Source organism: Streptomyces sp. NPDC002870 (assembly GCF_042888505.1).
Lineage (GTDB): Bacteria > Actinomycetota > Actinomycetes > Streptomycetales > Streptomycetaceae > Streptomyces.
This window is the reverse complement of sequence record NZ_JBIAPW010000009.1, coordinates 27,229-49,482: the sequence shown is the minus strand read 5'-3', so window position 1 is coordinate 49,482 and position 22,254 is coordinate 27,229. Positions and strand designations below refer to the sequence as shown.

Annotated in this window: 22 protein-coding genes and 1 pseudogene; 6 read left to right on the top strand and 17 right to left on the bottom strand. The window is 69.6% G+C overall.

Translation table 11 applies throughout. From position 1 onward, the window contains the following. Positions 1–94 precede the first annotated feature (94 nt). From ACFYWY_RS13685 to ACFYWY_RS13655, 7 genes are all read right to left on the bottom strand, one after another. A complete protein-coding gene (locus tag ACFYWY_RS13685) occupies positions 95–670 on the bottom strand; it encodes a hypothetical protein (RefSeq protein WP_389184592.1) in 576 nt (191 codons plus the stop codon). Beyond that, positions 670–1,830, bottom strand: coding sequence for an ROK family glucokinase (locus ACFYWY_RS13680; protein ID WP_389184590.1), 1,161 nt, complete (start codon positions 1,828–1,830; stop codon positions 670–672). The genes ACFYWY_RS13685 and ACFYWY_RS13680 overlap by 1 nt, the downstream gene beginning before the upstream one ends. A gap of 243 nt (positions 1,831–2,073) precedes the next feature. After that, entirely contained in the window at positions 2,074–2,901 is an 828-nt protein-coding gene (locus ACFYWY_RS13675) for an ATP-binding cassette domain-containing protein (protein WP_389184587.1), read from the bottom strand. Then, complete coding sequence (locus ACFYWY_RS13670; RefSeq protein ID WP_389184585.1) at positions 2,898–3,953, bottom strand: ABC transporter permease; 1,056 nt, start codon at positions 3,951–3,953, stop codon at positions 2,898–2,900. Before ACFYWY_RS13670 ends, ACFYWY_RS13675 begins: the two co-directional genes overlap by 4 nt. Further along, positions 3,950–4,963 (bottom strand): sugar ABC transporter substrate-binding protein, encoded by a 1,014-nt coding sequence (locus ACFYWY_RS13665; protein ID WP_389184582.1) that lies wholly within the window; start codon positions 4,961–4,963, stop codon positions 3,950–3,952. Before ACFYWY_RS13665 ends, ACFYWY_RS13670 begins: the two co-directional genes overlap by 4 nt. 128 nt (positions 4,964–5,091) lie before the next feature. Next, complete coding sequence (locus ACFYWY_RS13660) at positions 5,092–6,087, bottom strand: sugar ABC transporter substrate-binding protein (protein WP_389184579.1); 996 nt, start codon at positions 6,085–6,087, stop codon at positions 5,092–5,094. 190 nt (positions 6,088–6,277) lie between these two features. Then, on the bottom strand, positions 6,278–6,997 hold the full coding sequence (locus tag ACFYWY_RS13655; RefSeq protein WP_389185099.1) for a GntR family transcriptional regulator: 720 nt from the start codon (positions 6,995–6,997) through the stop codon (positions 6,278–6,280). 155 nt (positions 6,998–7,152) lie between these two features. Here ACFYWY_RS13655 and ACFYWY_RS13650 point away from each other — a divergent pair, with 155 nt between their 5' ends. Then, the gene (locus tag ACFYWY_RS13650) at positions 7,153–8,157 is read left to right on the top strand and encodes a Gfo/Idh/MocA family oxidoreductase (protein ID WP_389184576.1); all 1,005 of its coding nucleotides are present in this window, start codon (positions 7,153–7,155) and stop codon (positions 8,155–8,157) included. Positions 8,158–8,201: 44 nt separating this feature from the next. Here ACFYWY_RS13650 and ACFYWY_RS13645 read toward each other — a convergent pair whose 3' ends face one another. From ACFYWY_RS13645 to ACFYWY_RS13625, 5 genes and pseudogenes are all read right to left on the bottom strand, one after another. Beyond that, complete coding sequence (locus ACFYWY_RS13645) at positions 8,202–8,621, bottom strand: PaaI family thioesterase (protein WP_389184573.1); 420 nt, start codon at positions 8,619–8,621, stop codon at positions 8,202–8,204. A 193-nt stretch (positions 8,622–8,814) separates the two neighbouring features. Then, positions 8,815–9,027, bottom strand: a pseudogene (locus ACFYWY_RS13640) (response regulator transcription factor); the annotation flags it as partial. A gap of 134 nt (positions 9,028–9,161) precedes the next feature. Continuing rightward, a complete protein-coding gene (locus ACFYWY_RS13635) occupies positions 9,162–9,785 on the bottom strand; it encodes an NAD(P)-dependent oxidoreductase (protein ID WP_389184570.1) in 624 nt (207 codons plus the stop codon). A 24-nt stretch (positions 9,786–9,809) separates the two neighbouring features. Then, a complete protein-coding gene (locus ACFYWY_RS13630; RefSeq protein WP_389184567.1) occupies positions 9,810–10,175 on the bottom strand; it encodes a hypothetical protein in 366 nt (121 codons plus the stop codon). Positions 10,176–10,328: 153 nt separating this feature from the next. Further along, the gene (locus ACFYWY_RS13625) at positions 10,329–10,955 is read right to left on the bottom strand and encodes a dihydrofolate reductase family protein (protein WP_389184564.1); all 627 of its coding nucleotides are present in this window, start codon (positions 10,953–10,955) and stop codon (positions 10,329–10,331) included. 200 nt (positions 10,956–11,155) lie between these two features. Between ACFYWY_RS13625 and ACFYWY_RS13620 the strand changes: the two genes are divergently transcribed. Next, a complete protein-coding gene (locus tag ACFYWY_RS13620; protein ID WP_389184561.1) occupies positions 11,156–11,884 on the top strand; it encodes a 3-oxoacyl-ACP reductase family protein in 729 nt (242 codons plus the stop codon). 399 nt (positions 11,885–12,283) lie between these two features. Here the strand turns inward: ACFYWY_RS13620 and alc are convergent, their stop codons facing one another. Together alc and allB are read right to left on the bottom strand one after the other, a co-directional pair. After that, positions 12,284–13,399 (bottom strand): allantoicase, encoded by a 1,116-nt coding sequence (alc, locus tag ACFYWY_RS13615; RefSeq protein ID WP_389185096.1) that lies wholly within the window; start codon positions 13,397–13,399, stop codon positions 12,284–12,286. After that, on the bottom strand, positions 13,399–14,742 hold the full coding sequence (allB, locus tag ACFYWY_RS13610; RefSeq protein WP_389184559.1) for an allantoinase AllB: 1,344 nt from the start codon (positions 14,740–14,742) through the stop codon (positions 13,399–13,401). The genes alc and allB overlap by 1 nt, the downstream gene beginning before the upstream one ends. 340 nt (positions 14,743–15,082) lie before the next feature. Between allB and ACFYWY_RS13605 the strand changes: the two genes are divergently transcribed. After that, positions 15,083–15,883, top strand: a complete 801-nt coding sequence (locus ACFYWY_RS13605; RefSeq protein WP_389184556.1) for an IclR family transcriptional regulator — start codon at positions 15,083–15,085, stop codon at positions 15,881–15,883. An 89-nt stretch (positions 15,884–15,972) separates the two neighbouring features. On the opposite strand, the gene ACFYWY_RS13600 is transcribed toward ACFYWY_RS13605, so the two are convergent. After that, entirely contained in the window at positions 15,973–16,530 is a 558-nt protein-coding gene (locus ACFYWY_RS13600) for a TetR/AcrR family transcriptional regulator (RefSeq protein ID WP_389184554.1), read from the bottom strand. A gap of 91 nt (positions 16,531–16,621) precedes the next feature. On the opposite strand from ACFYWY_RS13600, the gene ACFYWY_RS13595 reads away from it, so the two are divergent. Next, the gene (locus tag ACFYWY_RS13595) at positions 16,622–17,041 is read left to right on the top strand and encodes a DUF1348 family protein (RefSeq protein WP_389184551.1); all 420 of its coding nucleotides are present in this window, start codon (positions 16,622–16,624) and stop codon (positions 17,039–17,041) included. Between the two features lie 95 nt (positions 17,042–17,136). Here the strand turns inward: ACFYWY_RS13595 and ACFYWY_RS13590 are convergent, their stop codons facing one another. Together ACFYWY_RS13590 and ACFYWY_RS13585 are read right to left on the bottom strand one after the other, a co-directional pair. Then, complete coding sequence (locus ACFYWY_RS13590) at positions 17,137–17,460, bottom strand: DUF5955 family protein (protein WP_389184548.1); 324 nt, start codon at positions 17,458–17,460, stop codon at positions 17,137–17,139. Between the two features lie 118 nt (positions 17,461–17,578). Then, a complete protein-coding gene (locus tag ACFYWY_RS13585; RefSeq protein ID WP_389184545.1) occupies positions 17,579–19,516 on the bottom strand; it encodes a serine/threonine-protein kinase in 1,938 nt (645 codons plus the stop codon). Between the two features lie 167 nt (positions 19,517–19,683). On the opposite strand from ACFYWY_RS13585, the gene ACFYWY_RS13580 reads away from it, so the two are divergent. Further along, entirely contained in the window at positions 19,684–20,295 is a 612-nt protein-coding gene (locus tag ACFYWY_RS13580; RefSeq protein WP_389184542.1) for an NTP transferase domain-containing protein, read from the top strand. 247 nt (positions 20,296–20,542) lie between these two features. After that, positions 20,543–22,165, top strand: a complete 1,623-nt coding sequence (aceB, locus tag ACFYWY_RS13575; protein WP_389184539.1) for a malate synthase A — start codon at positions 20,543–20,545, stop codon at positions 22,163–22,165. Positions 22,166–22,254: the final 89 nt, after the last annotated feature.

Below are 22,254 nucleotides of genomic sequence, written 5' to 3'. Positions count from 1 at the left end.
TGGGCCTTCCGGAAATCCCTGGCCGGCCGAGCAGCTGCGCTCCCTGCGTCTCACTCACCTGCCCCACGGCAATGAGTGGAAGTGCGGCCTCCGGTCAGGGCGTCGCCGTCGATACGACATACACCTTGGGGCGGGAGGTATGGGTCATGTCCACGGTGATGTCCTGCGAGGGCCGCGGGTCCTTCTGCCCATGCGTGATGCCTGCCCAGTCGTCTCCCCCGGTGAAGTCCCAGCCGACAGTCTCGGCGTCGCGCGTGCTGATGGTGATCATGCCGTCGTCGAGCTGGGCGCGACTGGTGCCCACGCCTTTCAGGAACCGGTCGAGCCCGGCGGACGTGGTGCGGAACTGCACGTACAACCGGCTGGTCTTCCAGTTGCTCGTCTCGTAGTAGGCGACGTCGGTGGATTTCCCGGGGATCGGCACCTCGAAGACGCGGCGCTTCATCTGCGACGGCCAGGTTTGGCGCAGGCCGGTCGCCGAGGACTCCGACTCCTTGTCGCGGCCGCTGTCGCGGCTCTGCTCGGCGGAGATGACCAGATAGCCGGCCGGGATGCCGACGAGCAGCACGATGGTGATGGCCGTCAGCCAGCGGCGCAGGAGCATATGGCGCCGGCCCTCGGGGGGACGGGCGCTCTCGTCCGGGCACGTGGACTGGCGGGGCAAGGTCATTACGGTTCCTGGGTGGGGCGGGCAGTGCTGGAGTTACGGATGGCCTGCGCATAGCGCTCGTACCGCTCATGGCGCTCCACGCGGCGCCGGTTGGCGCGGCGGAAGCGGCGGGCCACAAGCCGCGCGAGGTCTGCGGCGCCGACCATACCTGCCTCGGGGCCGAGCTGCGCCTTGATGATACGAGCCTCGGGTCGGTAGCCGCGGCCGGTCAGATGCCGCCGGAAGGCGTCCCGGGCAGGTCCGATGAGCAGGTCGTCCGCTGCGCTGACGCCCCCGCCGATGACGAAGCAGGAGGGGTCGAGCGCGGCGGCGAGATTGGCGATGCCGACGCCGAGCCACTGGCCGATGTCCTGGAAGAGCTCGATGCACATGGCGTCGCCGTCGCGGGCGAGCTCGGTGATGAGGGGGCCGGTGATGTCGCCTACGCTGCCGCCGACCCGGTCGATGAGGCTGTGGGCGACCGGGGAGTCGGCCGCGGCCAGCTCGCGGGCCTCGCGTACGAGGGCGTTGCCCGAGCTGTACTGCTCCCAGCAGCCGCGGTTGCCGCAGGGGCAGCGGTGGCCGCCGGGCACGACCTGCATATGGCCGAATTCGCCGGCGACTCCGTACTTGCCGCGCTTGACCTGGCCGTCCTCGAGGATCGCGCCGCCGATACCGGTGCCGAGGGTGATCATGACGAGGTGATCCTCGCCGCGGCCCGCGCCGAAGCGCCACTCCGCCCAGGCGGCGGTGTTGGCGTCGTTGTCGACCAGGACGGGGACGGCGAGCCGGGCCGACAGGGCGTCGCGAAGGGGCTCGTTGCGCCAGGCGAGATGGGGGGCGAAGAGGACCTTGGAGCGGTCGGCGTCGACCCAGCCGGCCGCACCGATGCCCACGGCGTGCACATCGTGCCGGTCGGACAGGTCCAGTACGAGCTCGCAGATGGTGTCCTCGACGACCTTCGGGCTCTTGGACTTGTCCGGCGTCTCGGTGCGGATCTTCTCCAGAATGACCCCGTCGGCGTCGACGACGCCCGCCATCACCTTCGTACCGCCGATGTCGATGCCGACGGTCGGGACGCGGGGCGCGGTCAGGTGCGAGCGCCGCTCGCGGGTGCCGATGGTCCTCAGGACGGTGGCGCGTGCGGAGCCACGGTGCGCGAAGTCGCGGTAGGTGCTCATGTCCCTGCGGGGTCTCGGGGGCGGGTGGGTGGTTCACCGGCGATTCTGCCAGGCACCGCGACCGCCCGTGCGCGGGCGGGGTTACGCCCCCCCACCCGAGGGCTCCGCCCCGGACCCCGGGTATGCGAGCTTCGGCCGCATGTCCTCAATCGCCGGACGGGCTGGAATTGTCGGCCAGGGCCGCACCATCAAGCCCCGCCGGCGTTTGAGGCGTGGGGTTCCGGGGTGAAGCCCCGGCAGGCGCTAGGACGCGGGCGGCTCGTCCTTCACCGGATGGCCGCCGAGATGCCTCGGCACCGGTGCCCGCTCCAGCTCGTGGCGCAGGTCCTCCAGCTCGCTGCCGCCCGCCATCTGGCGGGTGAGCTCGTCCAGAGTCACCGAGTCCTTGGTGTGGCTGCCCGACATCTTGCCGCGCTTGAGCAGTACGAAGCGGTCGCCGACCAGATACGCGTGATGCGGGTTGTGGGTGATCAGCACCACGCCCAGTCCCGCGTCACGTGCCGCCGCCACATACTTCAGCACCACGCCCGACTGCTTCACCCCGAGCGCGGCCGTCGGCTCGTCCAGCACCAGGACCTTCGCGCCGAAGTAGACGGCCCGGGCGATCGCCACGCACTGGCGCTCACCGCCCGAGAGCGTCCCGATCGGCTGGTCGACATCGCGCAGGTCGATGCCCATGCGCAGCAGTTCCGACCGGGTGGTCTCGCGCATCAGCTCGACATCGAGACGCTTGAAGGGGCCGACGCCCTTCGTCGGCTCTGAGCCGAGGAAGAAGTTCCGCCAGACCGGCATCAGGGGTACGACGGCGAGGTCCTGGTAGACCGTGGCGATACCCCGGTTCAGCGCCTCGCGCGGGTTGGCGAGGCTCGTCTGCTCGCCCTCGATGAGGAACGTGCCCGCGTCGTGCCGGTGCAGACCCGCGATGATCTTGATCAGGGTGGACTTGCCCGCGCCGTTGTCGCCGAGGACGCAGGAGATCTGCCCGGCGTGGACCTCGAGCGAGACGCCTTCCAGGGCACGGATGTTCCCGTAGTACTTACTGACGTTGTCCAGCTCTACGAGGGCCGTCATTTGCTTGCCTCCGCACGCTTGCGGACCCATGCGTTGAGCAGGGTGGCCAGAAGGAGCATCGCTCCCAGGAAGAACTTGAACCAGTCCGGGTTCCACTCCGCGTACACGATGCCCTTGCTGGTCATGCCGAAGATGAACGCACCGACCGCCGAGCCGATCGCGGAGCCGTAGCCGCCGGTGATCAGACAGCCGCCAATGACGGCAGCGATGATGTACGTCAGCTCATTGCCGACGCCCTCGCCGGACTGCACCACGTCGAACGAGAACAGCAGATGCTGGCCCGAGACCCAGGCGGCGAAGGCGACGCCCATATACAGGCCGATCTTGGTCTTGTTGACCGGGACGCCGACCGCGCGGGCGGCGTCGGCGCCGCCGCCGACGGCGAAGATCCAGTTGCCGAAGCGGGTACGCAGCAGGATCCAGGTGGCAAGCGCGACCAGTCCGAACCACCACAGGATGGTCACCTTCAGCGTGACATCGCCCAGGGTGAGCTGGGAGGCGAAGAGCTTCTTCGCCGAGGCGAAGCCCTCCATGTCGCCGATGGACCTGGTCGAGACCGTGCCGCTGATCAGCTTGGTGAAGCCGAGGTTGAGGCCGGTCAGCATCAGAAACGTACCGAGCGTGATGATGAAGCTGGGAAGTTTCGTACGGGTCAGCATGAAGCCGTTGAAGACCCCGACCGCGAGCGTCACCAGCAGCGAGACGAAGATGCCGACCCAGACGTTCGCCGTCATCTGGTAGCTGAACATCGCGGAGATCAGCGCGGAGCTGGTCACCAGGACGCCGGCCGAGAGATCGAACTCGCCGCCGATCATCAGCAGCGCGACCGGCACGGCCATGATGCCGAGGGTCGACGCCGCGTACAGGACGGTGGAGAGGCTGGACGCCCGCAGGAACGAGTCCGCCACGATCGAGAAGAAGATGAAGACCGCGGCGGCGCCGACGACCGAGCCCAGCTCGGGCCGGCCCATCAGCTTGCGCAACGGAGAAGTACGCAGCAGCCGCTCGTCGCTCTTCTGTGGTGGTGTGGCAGGTGGTGCGGTCGCACTCATCGGGTCCCCCGCTCTGTGTATTCCTCCAGCTCCGCGGCGTCCGTCTTGGTGATGATCTGCGGTCCGGTGAGGACGGGCCGCCCGCCGCCGAGCACATCGGCGTTGTACTTGTAGAGCCACAGCAGGTCCACGGCCTGATACCCCTGGAGGTACGGCTGCTGGTCGACGGCGAAGCCGAGCGTCCCGGCCTTCAGACCGGCGGCGACCTTGGCGTTCAGGTCGAAGGTGTCCACCTCGGCCTTGCTCTCCGCGGTCTTCCTCGCCTGCACGGCGGCGTCGGCGAACGGCGCGCCCAGCGTGACGACGGAGTCGATGGAGCGGTCCGACTGGAGCTTCGCCTCGATGGACGCCTGTACGTCGGGCATGTTGGTGCCGTCGACGTAGAGGTTCTGAAGGTCGCCGCCGAAGGTCTTCTTCGCGCCGGCGCAGCGCTGCTCATGGCCGACGTTGCCCTGCTCGTGCAGCACGCACAGGGCCTTCTTCCTGCCCCGCTTGTCGAGTTCGTCGCCGACGGCCTCACCGGCGATCGTCTCGTCCTGGCCGATATGGGTGAGCGCGCCGTACGCCTTGGACTGCTCGGAGCCCGAGTTGATGGTGATCACCGGGATGCCGGCCTTCTCCGCCTCTGCGATGACGGCCTTCATCGCGTCGGGCTTGGCGAGCGTGACGATCAGTCCGTCGACCTTCTTGTCGATGGCCGCCTGGACGAGCTGGGCCTGCTGCTGGCCCTCGTCGTTGTGCGAGTACAGGAAGTTGATGTTGTCCTTGACAGCGGCCTGCTCGGCGCCGTTCTGGACGATGTCCCAGAAGGTGTCGCCGTCGCCCGAGTGGGTGACCATGGCGAAGGTCCAGCGGGGCGTGGTGACGGCGGCCTTGCCGGACGCGGCCTGGGCCTTACGGGCGTCCTCCGCGCGCTTGCCGCCCGTGCTGCTGCATCCCGCGAGGGAGGCTCCGAGTACCGCTGCCAGCACCGCGCCGAGCGCGCGTACCCCTGTCCTTGCCCTAGCCACGACGCCGTGCCCTTCTTGCCGTACTCGCTGTGCTTCTCGGTGCGGCCGGGAGTCGTGACGACTCGCCCCGGCCGCCCAAGTATGTGTCACAGCAGGTCGGCGCCTGGGCATCGGGTATGCCAGGTACGTCATCGGGTGCCGTCGGCGGTGAGCTTCTCCAGCGCCGGCACGTCCTTCTCGGTGACGAGTGCCGGGCCGGTGAGAATCGGCTTGCCGCCGCCGATCACGTTGCCGTTGGTCTTGTTGAGCCAGAGCTCGTCGATGGCGAGGTAACCCTGGAGGTAGGGCTGCTGGTCCACGGCGAAGCCGATCTCGCCGGCCTTGAGCTGCTTGACCACCTCGGCGTTGAGGTCGAAGGTGTTGACCTCGGCGCTGGAGCCCGCGCCCCCCTTGGCCTTGACGGAGGCGGCGGCGAAGGGTGCGCCGAGCGTGACGACGGCGTCGATGTCCTTGGCGCTCTGCAGCTTCGCCTCGATCGAGGAGGTGGAGGCGGGCATGTTGGTGCCCTCCACGTTGAGGTTCTCCACGGTGCCCTTGAACGTCTTCTTCACGCCGGCGCAGCGGGCTTCGAGCGAGACATTGCCCTGCTCGTGGATGACGCAGATGGCCTTCTTCTTGCCGCGCTTGTTGAGCTCCTCGCCGACCGCCTCGCCGGCCACGGTCTCGTCCTGGCCGATGTGGCTGAGTGCGCCGACCTCCTTGGAGAACTCGGCGCCGGAGTTGATCGTGACGACGGGTATGCCGGCCGCGACGGCCTTCTTGACGACGTCCTTGACGGCTTCCGGCTTGGCGAGGGTGACGATGATGCCGTTGACCTTCTGGTCGATGTAGGTCTGGATGAGCTGGGCCTGTTCCTTGCCCTCCTTGTTGGCGGCGTAGAGGAACTCGACGTTGTCCTTGCGGGCCGCGACCTTGGCTCCGCTCTGGACGATGTCCCAGAAGGTGTCGCCCTCGCCGGAGTGCGTCACCATCGCGATCTTCAGTCTTTGGGTGGTGGCGGGCTCGCCGCCGCCGCCTTCGGAGGGGCTGTCCTTCGCCTCCTTGCCGCCGGAACTGCTGCATCCGGCGACGACGACCAGGGCACTTGCGGCGAGCAGGGCTGCTGCCGTGCGGGTGGTACGCATGGTGGATCCGCCTTCTCTCCCGGCCGCCCGGTTGCGGCTGGGTGAGTTTTTACGGCGGTCACGCGACCCCGTCAAGACTTTGTCCGAACATTCTTACTCAGAGGACATTCTTACGTGACCTTGCGCGGCCTCGCGCGGCCCTCCCGGCTGTCACATCCAGTCACGGCCAGTCACGACTGGTCACGGCTGGTCACGGCCGGACGAGGAGCTGGAACTCGAAGGCGTAGCGCGAGGCGCGGTAGATGTGCGAGCCGAACTCGACCGCGCGGCCGGTGTCGTCGAAGGTGATGCGCTCCATCGTCAGCAGCGGGGCGCCGATCGCCTCGGTGAGCAGTTCGGCCTCCACGTCGGTGGCGGCCCGCGCCCCCACCGACTGGCGGGCGCTGTGCAGAGTGATCCCCGCGGCCCGCATCATCCGGTACAGACCGGTGGCCTCCAGACGTTCGGTGTCGCAGTCGAAGAGGCCGGCGGGCAGATGGTTGCGCAGCCTGGCCATCGGCTCGCCGTGGGCGTACCGCAGCCGCTCCACGAGCTGGACGCTGCTGCCCTCCGCCACCCCGAGGGCGGCCGCGACCTCCGCGCTCGCGGGCTCGACGGCGTTGCGCAGCACGACGGTGGCCGGGCGCTGGCCGGCCGCCTCGAGATCGTCGTACAGGCTGCTGAGCTCCAGCGGGCGCTTGACCTGGCTGTGCACGACCTGGGTGCCGACGCCACGGCGGCGGACCAGCAGGCCCTTGTCGACGAGGGACTGGATGGCCTGGCGGACGGTCGGGCGGGACAGGCCGAGTCTGCCCGCCAGCTCGATCTCGTTGCCGAGCAGGCTGCCGGGGGTGAGGGTTCCTCTCTCGATGGCCGCTTCCAGCTGTTGCGACAGCTGGAAGTAGAGCGGGACCGGACTGGTGCGGTCCACGCTCAGCTCGAGAGACAGAGACGGGTCCGTCACGTGTCTGGGCTGCTTGGGCACGGGGCGAGCGTAGTCGCAGGGAATGTTGACGGGAAGTCGTGAAGTTCGGTTGTCAGGACAAAGTCTTGACAGGGCGGCGGCCACCCGGTCACCTTTGGGCCATGCGCATCGGACTCATCGGAACGGGACGTATCGGCACCTTTCATGCGGGCGTGCTCAGCCGCCACCGGGAGGTGGGTTCGCTGGTCGTGGCGGATGCCGACCCGGCGCGGGCGGCCGAGGTCGCCGATCGCACCGGGTCCACGGCCGCGCCCAGCGCGGACGAGATCTTCGCCTGGGGCGTGGACGCCGTGGTGATCGCCTCCGCCACCGCCGCCCACGCCGAACTCATCGCCCGCGCCGCCCGCGCCGGGCTCCCCGCCTTCTGCGAGAAGCCGATCGCCCTGGATTTGCCGGGCACGCTCGGCGCCCTGCGCGAGGTCGAGTCGGCGGGCACCGTGCTCCAGCTCGGCTTCATGCGCCGTTTCGACGCCGGGTACACCGCGGCCCGTGAGCTGGTGCGCTCGGGCCGGCTCGGTCGGCTGCACACCGTACGGGCCATCACCTCCGACCCGGCCCCGCCGCCCGCCGCGTATCTCCCGCTCTCCGGCGGCCTCTACCGGGACTGCCTGGTCCATGACTTCGACATCCTGCGCTGGGTGACCGGGCGCGAGGTGGTCGAGGTGTACGCGACCGGCTCGGACACGGGCCCGTCGATGTTCCGCGACGCGGGGGACGTCGACACGGCGGCCGTGCTGCTCACGCTGGACGACGGCACGCTGGCCACGGCGACGGCCACCCGGTGCAACGGCGCGGGTTACGACGTACGGATGGAACTGGCCGGCGAACTCGACCAGATCGCGGTCGGCCTGGACGACCGTACGCCGATCACCTCGACCGAGCCGCAGGGCCCACCGGCGGCCACCAAGCCGTGGCCCGGGTTCCTGGAGAGGTTCGCCCCCGCCTATGAGGCGGAGCTGGACGCCTTCGTCCGGGTGGTGCAGGGCGAGGCGGAGAACCCCTGCGACGGCCACGAGGCGCTGACGGCCCTGCGGATCGCGGAGGCGTGCGAACTGTCCCGGCGGGAGCACCGGCCGGTGCGGCTGGCTGAGATTCCGGCGGACTGACGACTCCCGGCGGACCGAGATCCCCGCCCGCCTCCCGAAAAATCTCAGGACTGTTGGGCGGACAGTACGGTGCCCTGCGCGACTGCGCAGAGGGTCTCGTCGCCGTCGGTGTTCACGGTGAACAGATCGCACCGTACGACGGCCTGCCGTCGCCCGGTGTGCACGACGGCGGCCCGGGCGATGAGGGTCCGGCCCGTCGCCGGGCGGATGTACTGGACGGAGAACCCGCCGGTCAGCACGGCGGGACCGAGTGTCGTACCGGCGGCGAAAGTGATCGAGTTGTCGGCGGCGTACGCGATCACTCCCCCGTGCAGATAGCCGTTCTGCTGGTGCAGTTCTTCCCTGACGTCGACTTCGAGCACTGCCTGTCCATTGCCGAACGCGGTGATCCGCGCCCCCAGCAGACGGCTGAACGGCTGGCTGTCGAGGACCTTCTGGGCCAGGTCGAGGTCAAGTCCGGGCATGGTGGGGCTCCTTGGGAGATGGTGGTGGGGAGTTCTGCCGCTCGCCGTTCCGCGAGCCGAGGGGTGCGCGCCGTCGTACAGCCCGGCCTACGTCTGCTGCTCCTCGTCGAGCAGGCCCGCGTCATGCGCCAACAGGGCGATCTGGACACGGTTGTTGAGGTCCAGTTTGGCCAGGATGCGGGAGACATGGGCCTTCGGTGGCGGTGAGGCCGTCCATCGTCGGCATCCGGATGTCCATCAGGACCACGTCGGGCGCGAGTTCACCGACGAGCGCCGCGACCTCTGAGCCGTCGGCTCCCTCTCCCACGATCTCGAGACCGTCGGCGCCGCCGAGCATGAGGGCGAGTCCCGCGCGTACGAGAGGGTCGTCATCTACGACGAGCAACCGGATAGTCATGCGGCCCACGGTAGCCAGGCCCGGACGTGGAACCCGCCGTCGCCCGTCGCTCCGTGCTTCGCGAACATCGTGCTGGCGGTGCTGGGACTCGCGTTGCTGGTGGCCTCGGGCAGCGGCAGGCGCGTCTAGGGCGGGGCTCGGTCTCAACCGGTGAGGATGGCGGTGCGGCGGGACCAGGTCGGGTCGTTGAGCTGCGAGAGCATGAAGTGGGCGACGTCCGCGCGGCTGATGCGGGGCATGCCCTTGAAGTCGAAGCGCTCACCGACGCGGTAGGCGCCGGTGAACGGCCGGTTGGTCAGCGTCACGGGGTAGACGAGGGTCACGTCGAGGCCACTGGCGAGGAGCTTGCGGTCCGCCTGCTCCTTGTCGGAGAAGAGCTTTCTGAGCATCGTGCGGTAGAAGAACCGCTGCGGCACCGAGGCTTGCGCGTAGGTCCGGCCGACACCGAAGGCGGAGAGGAAGATCAGGCGGCCGACTCCCGCTTCACGCAGGGCGGGGATGATCGCGTCCACGGTCCGGCCGACGATGTCGGACGTCAGGCTCTTCCCCGACCCCATCGTGCTCAGTACCGCGTCCTGGCCCACGGCGGCCCTGGCGACTTCCTGTTCGTCGGTGACATCACCGACGAGCACGGTCAGCCGGTCGTCGAGCCGGGAGAGCTTTTCCGGACTGCGGACCAGCGCGGTGAGGTGATGGCCCGCGTCGACGGCCTGGGAGGCCACCCGCAGGCCGGTGGGCCCGGTCGCGCCGAGAAGCAGGAGTTTCATGCCGTCCTCCCGAGTGGGTGCAGGTCAGCCCATCTGCGCTTTGACGTGATCGACCACCTCGTTGAACTCCTTGGTCGGTGAGAAGTCGATGTACTCGCAGTCCTCGAGCGCTTCCGGGACGTGACCCGGCGGCCAGTAGAAGGCCTGTCCGGCTTCGTAGATCTCGTCGCCGTGCTGCGTCCGCATCTTCAGCCGCCCCTTGAACAGGTAACCCCAGTGGGGGCAGGGACAGAGATCATCGGGCATGCCCTTGATCGCCGGCCCCATGTCAGTGCCCTGAGGAAAGCGCACAAAGGCGACGGTCATGTCTCCACCCACGTCCTGCGTCCGCAGCTCCACACCGCCCCCTTCGATCGCGATGGGGGTGTCGTTCCGCGTCGTCGCCGTCATGGCTGCGCTCCTCCTTCACCCGGCTTCTCGGGCTTCTCCGGTCTGCTGGACCCCGAGAACTCCCTCTCCTCCAGCCTGTGCCCGGCGGCTGCGGTGCGCGACATCTGGCCGCACTCCGTGTCGCCGCGGCGGCCCACAGCATCACCGTGAGCGCTACTCGCTTTCGTCGAGCTCGTATGTGCCGTACTCGGGGCGGCCCGCGAGCTCGTACGTGTGGATGGCCACGCCCGCGCCGGTGGTGCGCGACCCGGCATGCCGGAACGCGGTGGGAACAGCGCCCTCCGCGAAGAGACGGCGGCCCTTCCCCAGCACGACGGGGAAGACGAGCAGGTTGAGCGTGTCGATCAGGTCGTGCTTCATAAGGGACTGGGCAAGGCCGCCGCTGCCGTGGATCTGCAGCTCCCCGTCCGTGCGCTCCTTGATCGCGGCGACCTCCTTGACGAGGTCACCGCCGATGACGGTGGTGCCCTCCCAGTCGGCCTTGTCGAGCGTGGTCGACGCGACGTACTTCGGCAGGGTGTTGAGCCGCGACGCGACCGGGTCGGCGGGGTCGGTCACCTTGGGCCAGTAGCCGGCGAAGATCTCGTACGTACGGCGGCCGAGCAGGAAGGCGCCGGCCCGGTCGAAGACCTCGTTGATGAACCGGCCGAAGTCCTCGTCCCCGTACGGCACGGACCAGCCGCCCAGGTCGAAGCCGTCACTGGTGTCCTCGTTCGGACCGCCGGGGGCCTGCATCACGCCGTCGAGCGTGACGAACGTGGTGATCGAGAGCTGTGCCATGGCAGTTGCCTGCTTTCAGGAGTGCTTTCTGAAGCGGTGTCGGGGTTCGGGTCCATCAGCTCAGACCGGGCCCGCGCCGGGAATTCATCGGTTCTGGGCTGAGCGGTCACACGCGGATTCAACGTCCGTTCGCCGCCAGACCCGAGGAGGCAGGGCCGCTTTCCTTGAAGTCGTAACCACTACCGACATAAGGGGTACGGATGTCCAGGACGGCTCTGGTGACCGGTGGCAGCCGCGGCATAGGCGCGGCGATCGCGCTGCGGCTGGCGCAGGAGGGTTTCGTTGTGGCGATCACCTATGTGCGGGACGAGGAGGCCGCCCAGGAGGTGGTCCGCAAGATCGAGGCGGCGGGGCGGCGAGGCCTCGCCCTACGCTCCGACGCGGCGGACGCGGAGGCGGCTCGTGCGGTCGTAGGCCAGGTCATGGACCGGCTCGGAAGCGTCGACGTCCTCGTCAACAACGCGGGCGTCGGGCGGCTCGGTCCCGTCGAAAGCCTCGCGCCGGCGGATGTGGACGAGGTGCTCGACGTGAATGTGCGGGCGGTGTTCCTCGTCTCGCAGGCGGCGGCCGCGCGGATGGGGCGCGGCGGACGGATCGTCTCCATCGGCAGCTGCGTGACGAAGTATGTACCGGGCCCGGGCGCCACGCTCTACGCGATGAGCAAGGCCGCGCTGACCGGCCTGACCAAGGCGCTGGCCCGGGAGGTGGGCAGCCGCGGAATCACGGCGAACCTGGTCCACCCGGGCCCGATCGACACGGCCATGAACCCGGCGGACGGCCCGTATGCCGAGCCGCAGAAGGCGGGAACGGCGCTGGGCCGCTTCGGCAGGCCGGAGGAAGTGGCGTCGCTGGTCGCGTACTTGGCGAGTGACGAGGCGGCGTACATCACGGGGGCGGAGCTCTCGGTGGACGGCGGCCACGCGGCGTAGCGCCTGCGGCGGGCCTGTTCCCCTCCCCGCCCCATCCCTAACTGGGGGCAAGCCCCCAGGCCCCCGCTACTCCCCCTGCGCCCGCAGCGCGTAGGGGGAGTGTCCTCAATCGCCGGACGGGCTTGATTTCCGCCGGTCGCCTGAGAGTTCACGCGGACCGGCGGAAATCTCAAGCCCCGTGGGGCCCCCCGGACGAAGTCTGGGGGAGATTGAGACGCAGAGTCCGGGGCCGAGCCCCACAAACAAGCCCCGTGGGGGTCCCCCCGGACGAAGTCCTGGGGAGTTTGAGGCGCGGGGCCTGGGGCGGAGCCCCGGAACCAAGCCCTGCCGGCGATTGAGGCACGGGGTCCGGGGCCGAGCCCGGCTCAGGGCGCGGGCGGAGCGGGGGAAAGCCGCGGGTCAGCCGCCCAGTTCCTTGTGCCTCGCCGCCAGGCGCTTCGCGCCCTGCTCCGTCAGCGAACCGAACAGCCGCAGCCGCGAGATCCCGCCGTCGGGGTATATGTCCACCCGGACGTGCGTGCCCGCCGCCGGGGCAGCCAGCGCAAAGCGGTGGTTCGTGTCCGGCTGGAGGCGGGTGCGCGGGAGGATCTCCGCCCACTCCCCCGTCTCACCGTCGCGGAGCGAAACCGCCGCCCAGCCCGCGCTGTTCCCCTTCAGATACGCCGTGTCGATCTCCACCGCGCGGATCTCGGACTGCTCCACCAGCCGATAGCGGATCCAGTCGTTGCCCTTGTCCCGGCGGCGGCGGGTCTCCCAGCCGTCGTCCATCTTGCGGGAGCGGCCCGGCTGGATGGTGTTGGTGGCCGGGGAGTAGAAGCGGTCGGAGGCGTCCTCGACCTGGCCGCCGTTCTCCAGCGCGACGACGTCGAACGTGCCGAGCGCACCGAGCCACGCAGGGTCGGGCGCGACCTCGCCGTAAACCCGCAGGCGGGCGATGCCGCCGTCGGGGTGCTGGTTGACGCGCAGATGCGTGAAGCGCTGCTCGACGTCGACCGCGAAGCCGTTCGCCGCGTGGCCGCCGACGGCCGTACGGGGGACGAGCGTCGCCCACTTCACGTCGTCGCCGAGCAGTTCCTCGGGCGACGGCGACCCGGGCACCGATGTCGCCTCGACCGACACCGCCTGCGGGTAGTTGCCGCGAAAGTGCGCGGTGTCGACGACGATGCCCCGTACGACACCGGGCGCGCCGAGCCGTACGAGCGCCCAGTCGTGATCGTCCTCGGTCGGGTGCGGCTGCGCGGCGCTCACACCGCGGCGACGTCGGGTCTCCCAGCCGTCCATGATCTTGCCCTTGTGACCGAAGTGCTCCGGGTCGAACTCCGCCGGCTCGGGCTTCAGCATGTTCTCGCGTTCGGCGAAGAACTCGTCGTTGGCGGCGATGACGCCCGCGCCGAGCCGCCGGTCGGCGAGGTCGGCGTAGTGGACGAACGGGAAGTCGGCCGTGCGGTAGTCGGCGTACGGGTCGCCGCCGCCGAACGGGCCGGCGTCACCGGTGAAGGAGGGGATGGACACGATCAGTTGTTCCTTTCGAGCAGCCGGCCGGTCGGCTCGGCCAGGATGCCGTTCTCCACGATGCGTTCGCCGCGCAGCCATGTCGACCTGACGACTCCGTGCAGGGTCTTGCCCGCGTACGCCGTCACCTGGTTGCGGTGGTGGAGTTCGGCCGGGTCGACGGTGAAGGTCTCGTCGGGCGCGAGGACCGCGAAGTCGGCGTCGCGGCCGGCTTCGATGGCACCCTTCTGGTCCAGTCCGGCGAGCCGCGCGGGGGCCGCCGACATCCAGCGGACCACGTCGTCGAGGGTGCGCCCGCGCTTGCGGGCCTCGGTCCAGATCGCGGGCAGGCCCAGCTGGAGGGAGGAGATGCCACCCCAGGCGGAGGCGAAGTCGGGGGTTTTCAGGTCGGTGGTGCAGGGCGAGTGGTCGGAGACGATGCAGTCGATCGTGCCGTCGGCGAGGCCTTCCCACAGGGCGTCCTGGTTCTCGGCCTCGCGGATCGGCGGGCAGCACTTGAACTCCGTTGCCCCGTCCGGGACTTCCTCGGCCATGAGGGTGAGAAAGTGCGGACAGGACTCAACGGTGATCTCGACGCCCTCGCGCTTGGCGGCCGCGATCAGCGGCAGGGCGTCGGAGGAGGACAGATGCAGTACGTGCACACGGGCGTTGAGACGCCTCGCGTGCGCGATCAGTCCCTCGATCGCGGTGTTCTCGGCGTCGCGCGGCCGGGACGCGAGGAAGTCGGCGTACTTCGGTCCTGACTCCTGGGGCGCCGCGGCCAGGTGGTGCGGGTCCTCGGCGTGCACGATCAGCAGTCCGCCGAAACCGGCGATCTCGGCCATCGACCGGGCGAGTTGGTCCTGGTCGAGCTCGGGGAACTCCTCGACGCCGGACGGCGAGAGGAAACACTTGAAGCCGAAGACTCCGGCGTCGTACAACGGCCGCAGGTCCTTCACGTTGGACGGGATCGCGCCGCCCCAGAAGCCGGTGTCGACGTGCGCCTTGGGCCGGGCCACGTCCCGCTTGGTGCGGAGGTTGCCGACCGTGGTGGTCGGCGGGAGGGAGTTGAGGGGCATGTCGAGCAGAGTGGTGATGCCTCCCGCCGCGGCCGCGCGGGTGGCGGTCCAGAAGCCCTCCCACTCGGTGCGGCCGGGGTCGTTCACATGGACATGGGTGTCGACGAGTCCGGGGAGTACGACATCGTCCCCGAAGTCCTCGAGCCGGGCCCCGGCCGGCACCTCGGCGTCGTACGGCAGCACCGCCGCGATCTTCCCGGCGGCGACCGCGACGGATGCGGCGCGCGTCCCCTCCGGGGTGATCACGCGAGTCGAGCGCAGTACCAGGTTCACGTCCACATCGGACACCCGTGCCCCTCACTTCCGTTCCGTACACGGTTTCACACAGCAAAATTCAACGAACTGTTGAAGAAGTCTTCACTCCGGAGTCCGGCCCGTCAAGACCCCTCCCGAGCGGCCGCCGCCCCACGGGCCCACGCTTGGATGTTTCCACAGAGCGAAACCGGAATTTCGTGAAGCAGAAGGTAGCTTTGAAGGAGGCGGCCGTCGAGAGGTCGCGGGAGATGACCGCCGACACAGGGACAAACACCCCCTGACCGGCAAGGACGCCTTCGACGAGAGCGATGTGCCGCCCGCAGCCGCCCGGTAGGCTGCTGACTTGCCTGCCTGCCCGAAAGGACCCGCCCACGTGCCGACGTCCAGCGCCAACGCCACCGACGCCGCCAAGACCGCTCCCAGCGGTGGCGTGCAGTCCCTTGAGCGCGCCTTCGACCTGCTCGAAAGAATGGCCGACGCCGGTGGCGAGGTCGGGCTGAGCGAGCTCTCCGCCAGCAGCGGCCTGCCGCTGCCCACGATCCACCGGCTGATGCGCACGCTCGTGGCCTGCGGTTACGTACGCCAGCAGCCCAATCGCCGCTACGCGCTCGGCCCCCGGCTGATCCGGCTGGGCGAGTCCGCGGCCCGGCTGCTCGGCACCTGGGCCCGGCCCTACCTCGCCCGCCTGGTCGAGGAGACCGGCGAGACGGCGAACATGGCGCTGCTCGACGGCGACGAGATCGTGTACGTCGCGCAGGTGCCGTCCAAGCACTCCATGCGGATGTTCACCGAGGTCGGCCGACGGGTGCTGCCGCACTCCACGGGCGTGGGCAAGGCGCTGCTCGCACACACCCCGCCGGACGAGGTGCGGGCACTGCTCGCCAGGACCGGCATGCCCGCCGCCACGGAGAAGACGATCACGACGCCCGAGGGCTTCCTCGATGCGCTCGAACAGGTGCGGCGCGCCGGCTACGCGGTGGACGACAACGAGCAGGAGATCGGGGTTCGCTGCCTCGCCGTGCCGGTGCCCAACTCCCCCACGGCGGCAGCGATTTCGATCTCTGGCCCGGCGGGCCGGGTCACCGAGGCTGCCACCGAGAAGATCGTCCCGATCCTCCAGGAGGTCGCCCAGGACCTCTCGGCGGCACTGGCGAGCACATCCGCGCAAGGCTGACGCCTCAAGAAAGCAGACCGCGCCGGCGGCCCAAGGCCGTCGGCGCGAGTGCGTTCAGACCGTGGCAGTCCGTGGCAGACCGTGGCGCTCTATGAGCGATCCGCTTCCAGCAGCGTGCGGGCCGCCTCCCGGGCCCGCCGCGCCGTCGCACTGCCCCCGGAGATCGCGGCCGTCACCGTCGCCCCTTCCACCAGCAGCAGGAGCGGCTCCGCCAGCCCGGGTGAGTGGCCCGCCGAAGCCACCAGGCCGGCCAGATACCGCCTCAGCGCATCGACATGATCGCGGGCCGCGGTCGCGACCCCTTCCGATGTGGCGCCCAGCTCCCCGAAGGAGTTGACGAAGGCACAACCGCGGAAGTCGGGCTCCTCGAACCACGACTCCAGCCAGTCGAAGACCGCCAGGATCTTGTTCTCGTCGGCGGGCCGGGCGTCGGCATAACTCGCCAGCGATGCCCGCCAGCGTGCGTCGCGTCGGCGCAGATATGCCTCCACCAGGCGTTCCTTGGAGGGGAAGAGCTGGTAGAGGCGCTTGAGCGACACCCCCGACTCGTTCCGGATCTCGTCCATGCCGACCGTCTGCAGTCCCCGCCCGTAGAGGAGCGTCTCGGCCGCGTCGAGGACGCGGATCTCCAGTGCTGCGGCTTCCATGCCAACCCTCGCCTTGCGTGAGAATCACCGTTCTCCTACGCTACTGCACACCAGGGAGAACGCACGTTCTCACACTGTCGATGGGAGAGTCATGACCGCAACGAGGCCGCCGCTGCCGCCCTTCACCGCCGAGACCGCGCTGCAGAAAGTCAGGGCGGCCGAGGACGCCTGGAACAGCCGGGACCCCGAGCGGGTCGCCCTCGGCTATACCGAGGACTCCGAGTGGCGCAATCGCGACGTGTTCCTCTGCGGGCGCGCGGAGATCGTGGAGTTCCTGCGCGAGAAGTGGCGGTACGAACTGGACTACCGCCTGCGCAAGGAGCTGTGGGCCTTCACCGACAACCGCATCGCAGTCCGCTTCGAATACGAGTGGCGCAACGACGAAGACAGGTGGTTTCGCAGTTACGGCAACGAGAACTGGGAGTTCGACGAGAACGGCCTGATGCGACGCCGGTACGCGAGCATCAACGACTTGCCCATCACCGCGGACGAACGGCGCATCTCGCTCTGAGGGCAATCGATCAAGCGCGTTGGGTCCCCCCGGGCGGGGTCTGTGGGAGATCGAGGACGAACCGGCTACCGGACGGCCGGTCCATCACCCGCCCGTCAAACCCGCCGCTGCGGCGGCACCTCGCCGAACTGGTCCACCGCGTGCCGCAGCACCATCACCGCGGGCCCGAGCGCGCTCACGGAGCCGATCGCGCCCGCGATCAGCAGCAGCGAGCGCCGCATCCGCGGGATCTCGGGGGCACCGGCCGCCACCATCGCCGCCAGCGCGGCCAGTTCGTCCTCCGCGATACCCCGGTCGGGGAACTGGGCCGGGTGACCGGCGAGTTCGCGGCGGAGCCGGGAGACGGCGGCCCGCAGCTCCGCCGCCCTCGGGTCCTCGCCGCTCACTGCCACCCGCGTCTGCCCCACACTCCGTAACAAAGTCTCCCCCTCGCACGCCGTTGTGCCGACCGGTGACCCGTGGGTTTCGGTCAGCCACGCTGGGTCGCGGGCAAGTTAACGCCATCCGATGCGGTGGGCGCCACTCCGTGGACGTAATTCAGTACGACGGCTGTACGGAGTCGATCGCGCCGCGCCAGACCGTCACGTCAAGGGTGATGTAGTGGCTGGGATCCCCTTCGGGCGACTTCCCCTGGAAGGTCGCCAGGCCCACGTTCCCCGTCTCACTCAGCACGCAGAACTTCGCGCCCTTCGACAGGTTCTCGACCTTGAGCACAGTGGCGAACCGGGTCTCGCTCCGGCAGGTCGCCAAGTCGGCGCTCTGGCCGGTGCGCAGCAGGACCAGCTTTCCGTTCTTGGCCTCGATCGTGCCGAGGTAGTACTCGTGCTCGAAGTCGATGGTGTTGGCGCTGTCGCCCTCAATCGGCTTGACCGGATCGTCGCCGAGGCTGACGCCGTAATCGTCCGTCACATTGAGGCCGTTGTACGTCTTGGGCGTCGGGTCCGCGACCGGCTCGGCGGGCTTGGAGGACTGGTCGCCGCCCGGGGTGCCGGGGTCCTGCGCGCCGTCCCCGCTCGCCTCCGGCGAGCTGCCGGCCTTCTCCCCGCCCTGCGACTGGTTGTCCTTGTCGTCGCCCTTGCCCGACAGGGCGAGGTACCCGCCGCCGCCGACGAGTGCACCGAGCACCAGTGTGGCGACGACGGCGATGGCGAGGGTGCGCCCCTTCTTCTTCGGCGCGGCGGGTGCGACGGGCCCGGAGACCGTTGTGTACGGCTGCGGGGGCTGAACGTACTGGGGTGCCGTATGGGCGTGCGGGGCGGCGTGCGCGTGCGGGTAACCGTAGGTCGGCGACTGGGCCGGCGGGCCGAAACCGGGCGGCGGGGTCGCCGGTACGGAGGCCGCGGTGGGCGGCGGAACCGGCGCGGGCGCCTGCATCGGCGCCTGGGCGGCGGGCTGCGTGGGCGCGTAGTGCGGCGGCTGCTGAGCGGGAGCCTGAGCAGCGGCCTGCGTGGGCGGGTGGTGCGGCGGCTGCTGAGCGGGAGCCTGAGCAGGGGCCTGCGTGGGGTGGTGCGGCGGCTGTACCGGAGCCGGGGCCTGTCCGGCCGGCGGCGTCACCGGCGGCGCGGGGGCTGCCTTGCGTGTGGTGATCTCGGCGGCGACGGCGCCCGGCAGCCACTCCTCGGGCCGGCGCAGCACCGTTTCCCCGTTGGCGGCCTGGCAGATGGCGAGGAGGTCGGCGACCGATGGCCGGGCGTCGGGGTCCTTCGCCAGGCAGCGGGTCACCAACTCGCTCAGCTGCTCGGGCAGTTCGGTGAGATCGGGCTCCTCGTGCACGATCCGGTAGAGCACGCCGTGCGAAGTGCCTTCACCGAAGGCCGCCTTGCCGGTCGCCGCGTACGCCGCGATCTGGCCGAGCGCGAAGATGTCGGTGGCCGGGGTGACCTGGCTGCCTGCCGCCTGCTCCGGGGCCATGAAGGAAGGGGTGCCGATGGTGACGCCGCTGCTGGTGAGCGAAGTCGCGTCGGCGGCCCGGGCGATACCGAAGTCGATGACGCGCGGCCCGTCCGAGGCGAGCAGGACGTTGGCCGGTTTGAGGTCGCGGTGGACGATGCCCGCGCCGTGGATGACGTGCAGCGCCTCTGCGATCCCGGCGACCAGCAGCAGCACGGTCTCCACCGGCAGCTTGCCGTGCTGGACGACGGCGTCGGCGAGGGAGGGCCCGGGGACGTAAGCCGTGGCGAGCCAGGGCTGCTTGGCCTCCGGATCGGCATCGATGACCGGCGCGGTGTACAGGCCCTGCACACGCTGTGCGGCCTGCACCTCCTGCGTGAAGCGGCGGCGGAATTCGGCGTCTTGGGCGAAGTCGGGCCTGATCACCTTGATGGCGACCGGCCGGCCGCCGGGCGTGTACGACAGGTACACCTTGCCCATGCCGCCGGCGCCGAGCCGGGCGGCCAGCCGGTATCCGGCTACGTTCTGCGGATCCTCTTCGCCCAGCGGCTGAAAGACCGTTCCTTCGTGCGCACGCCCACTCATCGACTCTCGTCCCCCATGGCGAACTTCAGTATCGGAGGTGCACCTTATCCAAGCGCGCACCTCGCTCTCCACGTCGGACGAGTGCCGCGGCCCGCGCGGTTGCGGAAGGCGGCCCGCGGGCGGTGAATCGCTCGGCACTTCGACCGGTTATGAGGTAAGGAGTCCTTATGGCACAACCACCGAAGGAACCGATCGTCGCCGGACTGTTGCTCGCGGCGGGCGGCGGGCGACGGCTCGGCGGGCGCCCGAAGGCGCTGCTGACGCACCGGGGCCGGCCACTGGTCGAGCATGCGGTGCGTGTGCTTCGCGAGGGCGGCTGCGGACCCGTGCATGTGGTGCTGGGCGCGGCGGCCGATCGCGTACGGAAGGAAGCCGACCTCTCCGGTTGCGTACTGGTCGACAACCCGGACTGGGAGGAGGGCATGGGCTCCTCGCTCCGTGCGGGGCTGGAATCCCTGGCCCTGGCCGCCACGGCGGCGGACGCGGCGCTCGTCTCGCTGGTGGACCAGCCGGGGATCGGCGCCGCGGCCGTGGCCCGGATCCGCGCCGCGTACCGCTCCCGGGATTCGCTCGCGGCCGCCGCGTACGGGGGTGAGCGCGGGCATCCCGTCCTCTTCGGAGCGCACCGCTGGACGGACATCGCGTCGAGCGCGGTCGGCGACCGCGGGGCGCGCGCGTATCTCAAGGAGCACGAGGCTTCGCTCGCGCTCGTCGAGTGCGGCGACATAGCCGAGGCGTACGACATCGACACGGAACAGGATCTGGCGCACCTTGAGTGAACGGCGTGGCACTCAGCGCCATGGTCTGTCGACTCAGAGAATCTCGACATCAACAAACCATTGAACTTCCACCATGAGAAAACTACTATCCACTGGTCAGAAGCGCCCGACTCACAGAACGGCACCCGCGACCGACCGTTTCGATCTGGGGGACACCCCCGGATCCCCACGGCTGATGCGGCACCGAGTGCCGCATCTGAACGCCCGGCGGCCGCCAGGCACCGCCCGCTGAAGGAAGTGACAGCTCATGTCCGCACCAGCGCCGTCCCCGCTGGCCATCGTCGAAGCCGAGCCCCTGCCCCGGCAGGAAGAGGTCCTCACCGACGCTGCCCTCGCCTTCGTGGCTGAGCTGCACCAGCGGTTCACGCCGCGGCGCGACGAGCTTCTCGGCCGTCGCTCCGAGCGCCGCGCCGAGATCGCCCGTACCTCCTCGCTGGACTTCCTCCCGGAGACCGCCGCGATCCGCGCGGACGACTCCTGGAAGGTCGCCCCGGCCCCCGCGGCCCTCAACGACCGCCGGGTGGAGATCACCGGTCCGACGGACCGCAAGATGACCATCAACGCGCTGAACTCCGGCGCGAAGGTCTGGCTCGCAGACTTTGAGGACGCGTCCGCTCCCACCTGGGAGAACGTCGTCCTCGGCCAGCTCAATCTGATCGACGCCTACGAGCGGAAGATCGACTTCACCGACCCGAAGTCCGGGAAGTCGTACGCCCTGGGGCCGAACGATGAGCTCGCGACCGTCGTGATGCGCCCGCGCGGCTGGCACCTCGAGGAGCGCCACCTCCAGTTCGACGGCCGCCCGGTCCCGGGCGCGCTGGTCGACTTCGGTCTGTACTTCTTCCACAACGCCAAGCGCCTGATCGACCTGGGCAAGGGCCCGTACTTCTACCTCCCGAAGACGGAGTCGCACCTGGAGGCCCGCCTCTGGAACGACGTCTTCGTCTTTGCCCAGGACTACGTCGGCATCCCGCAGGGCACCGTCCGCGCGACCGTCCTGATCGAGACGATCACCGCGGCGTACGAGATGGAGGAGATCCTCTACGAGCTCCGCGACCACGCGTCCGGCCTGAACGCCGGCCGCTGGGACTACCTCTTCTCGATCGTCAAGAACTTCCGTGACGGCGGCGAGAAGTTCGTGCTCCCGGACCGCAACGCGGTGACGATGACGGCCCCCTTCATGCGCGCGTACACCGAACTCCTCGTCCGTACGTGCCACAAGCGCGGCGCCCACGCCATCGGCGGCATGGCGGCGTTCATCCCGTCCCGGCGCGACGCCGAGGTCAACAAGGTCGCCTTCGAGAAGGTCAAGGCCGACAAGGACCGCGAGGCGGGCGACGGCTTCGACGGCTCCTGGGTCGCCCACCCGGACCTGGTGCCGATCGCAATGGCGTCCTTCGACGCGGTGCTGGGCTCCAAGCCCAACCAGAAGGACCGCCTGCGCGAGGACGTCTCGGTGGCAGCCGGCGACCTGATCGCCATCGACTCACTGCACGCCAAGCCGACGTACGAGGGCCTGCGCAACGCCGTCCAGGTCGGCATCCGCTACATCGAGGCGTGGCTGCGCGGCCTGGGCGCGGTCGCGATCTTCAACCTGATGGAGGACGCGGCCACCGCGGAGATCTCCCGCTCCCAGATCTGGCAGTGGATCAACGCCGGCGTCGTCTTCGAGAACGGCCAACTCGCCACGCCGGAGCTGGCCCGCACGGTCGCGGCGGAGGAACTGACCGCGATCCGCGAGGAGTTGGGAGAGGAGGCCTTCACGTCGGGCAACTGGCAGCAGGCGCACGACCTGCTGCTGAAGGTGGCACTCGACGAGAACTACGAGGACTTCCTGACGCTGCCGGCGTACGAGCAACTGCGCGGCTGACTTCGCGCCTGTCCTTGTACGACGCCCCCGGTACCGGGGCGGTCCCCAAGCACCTCGGGAACCGCCCCACACCAAGACAACTACGTACC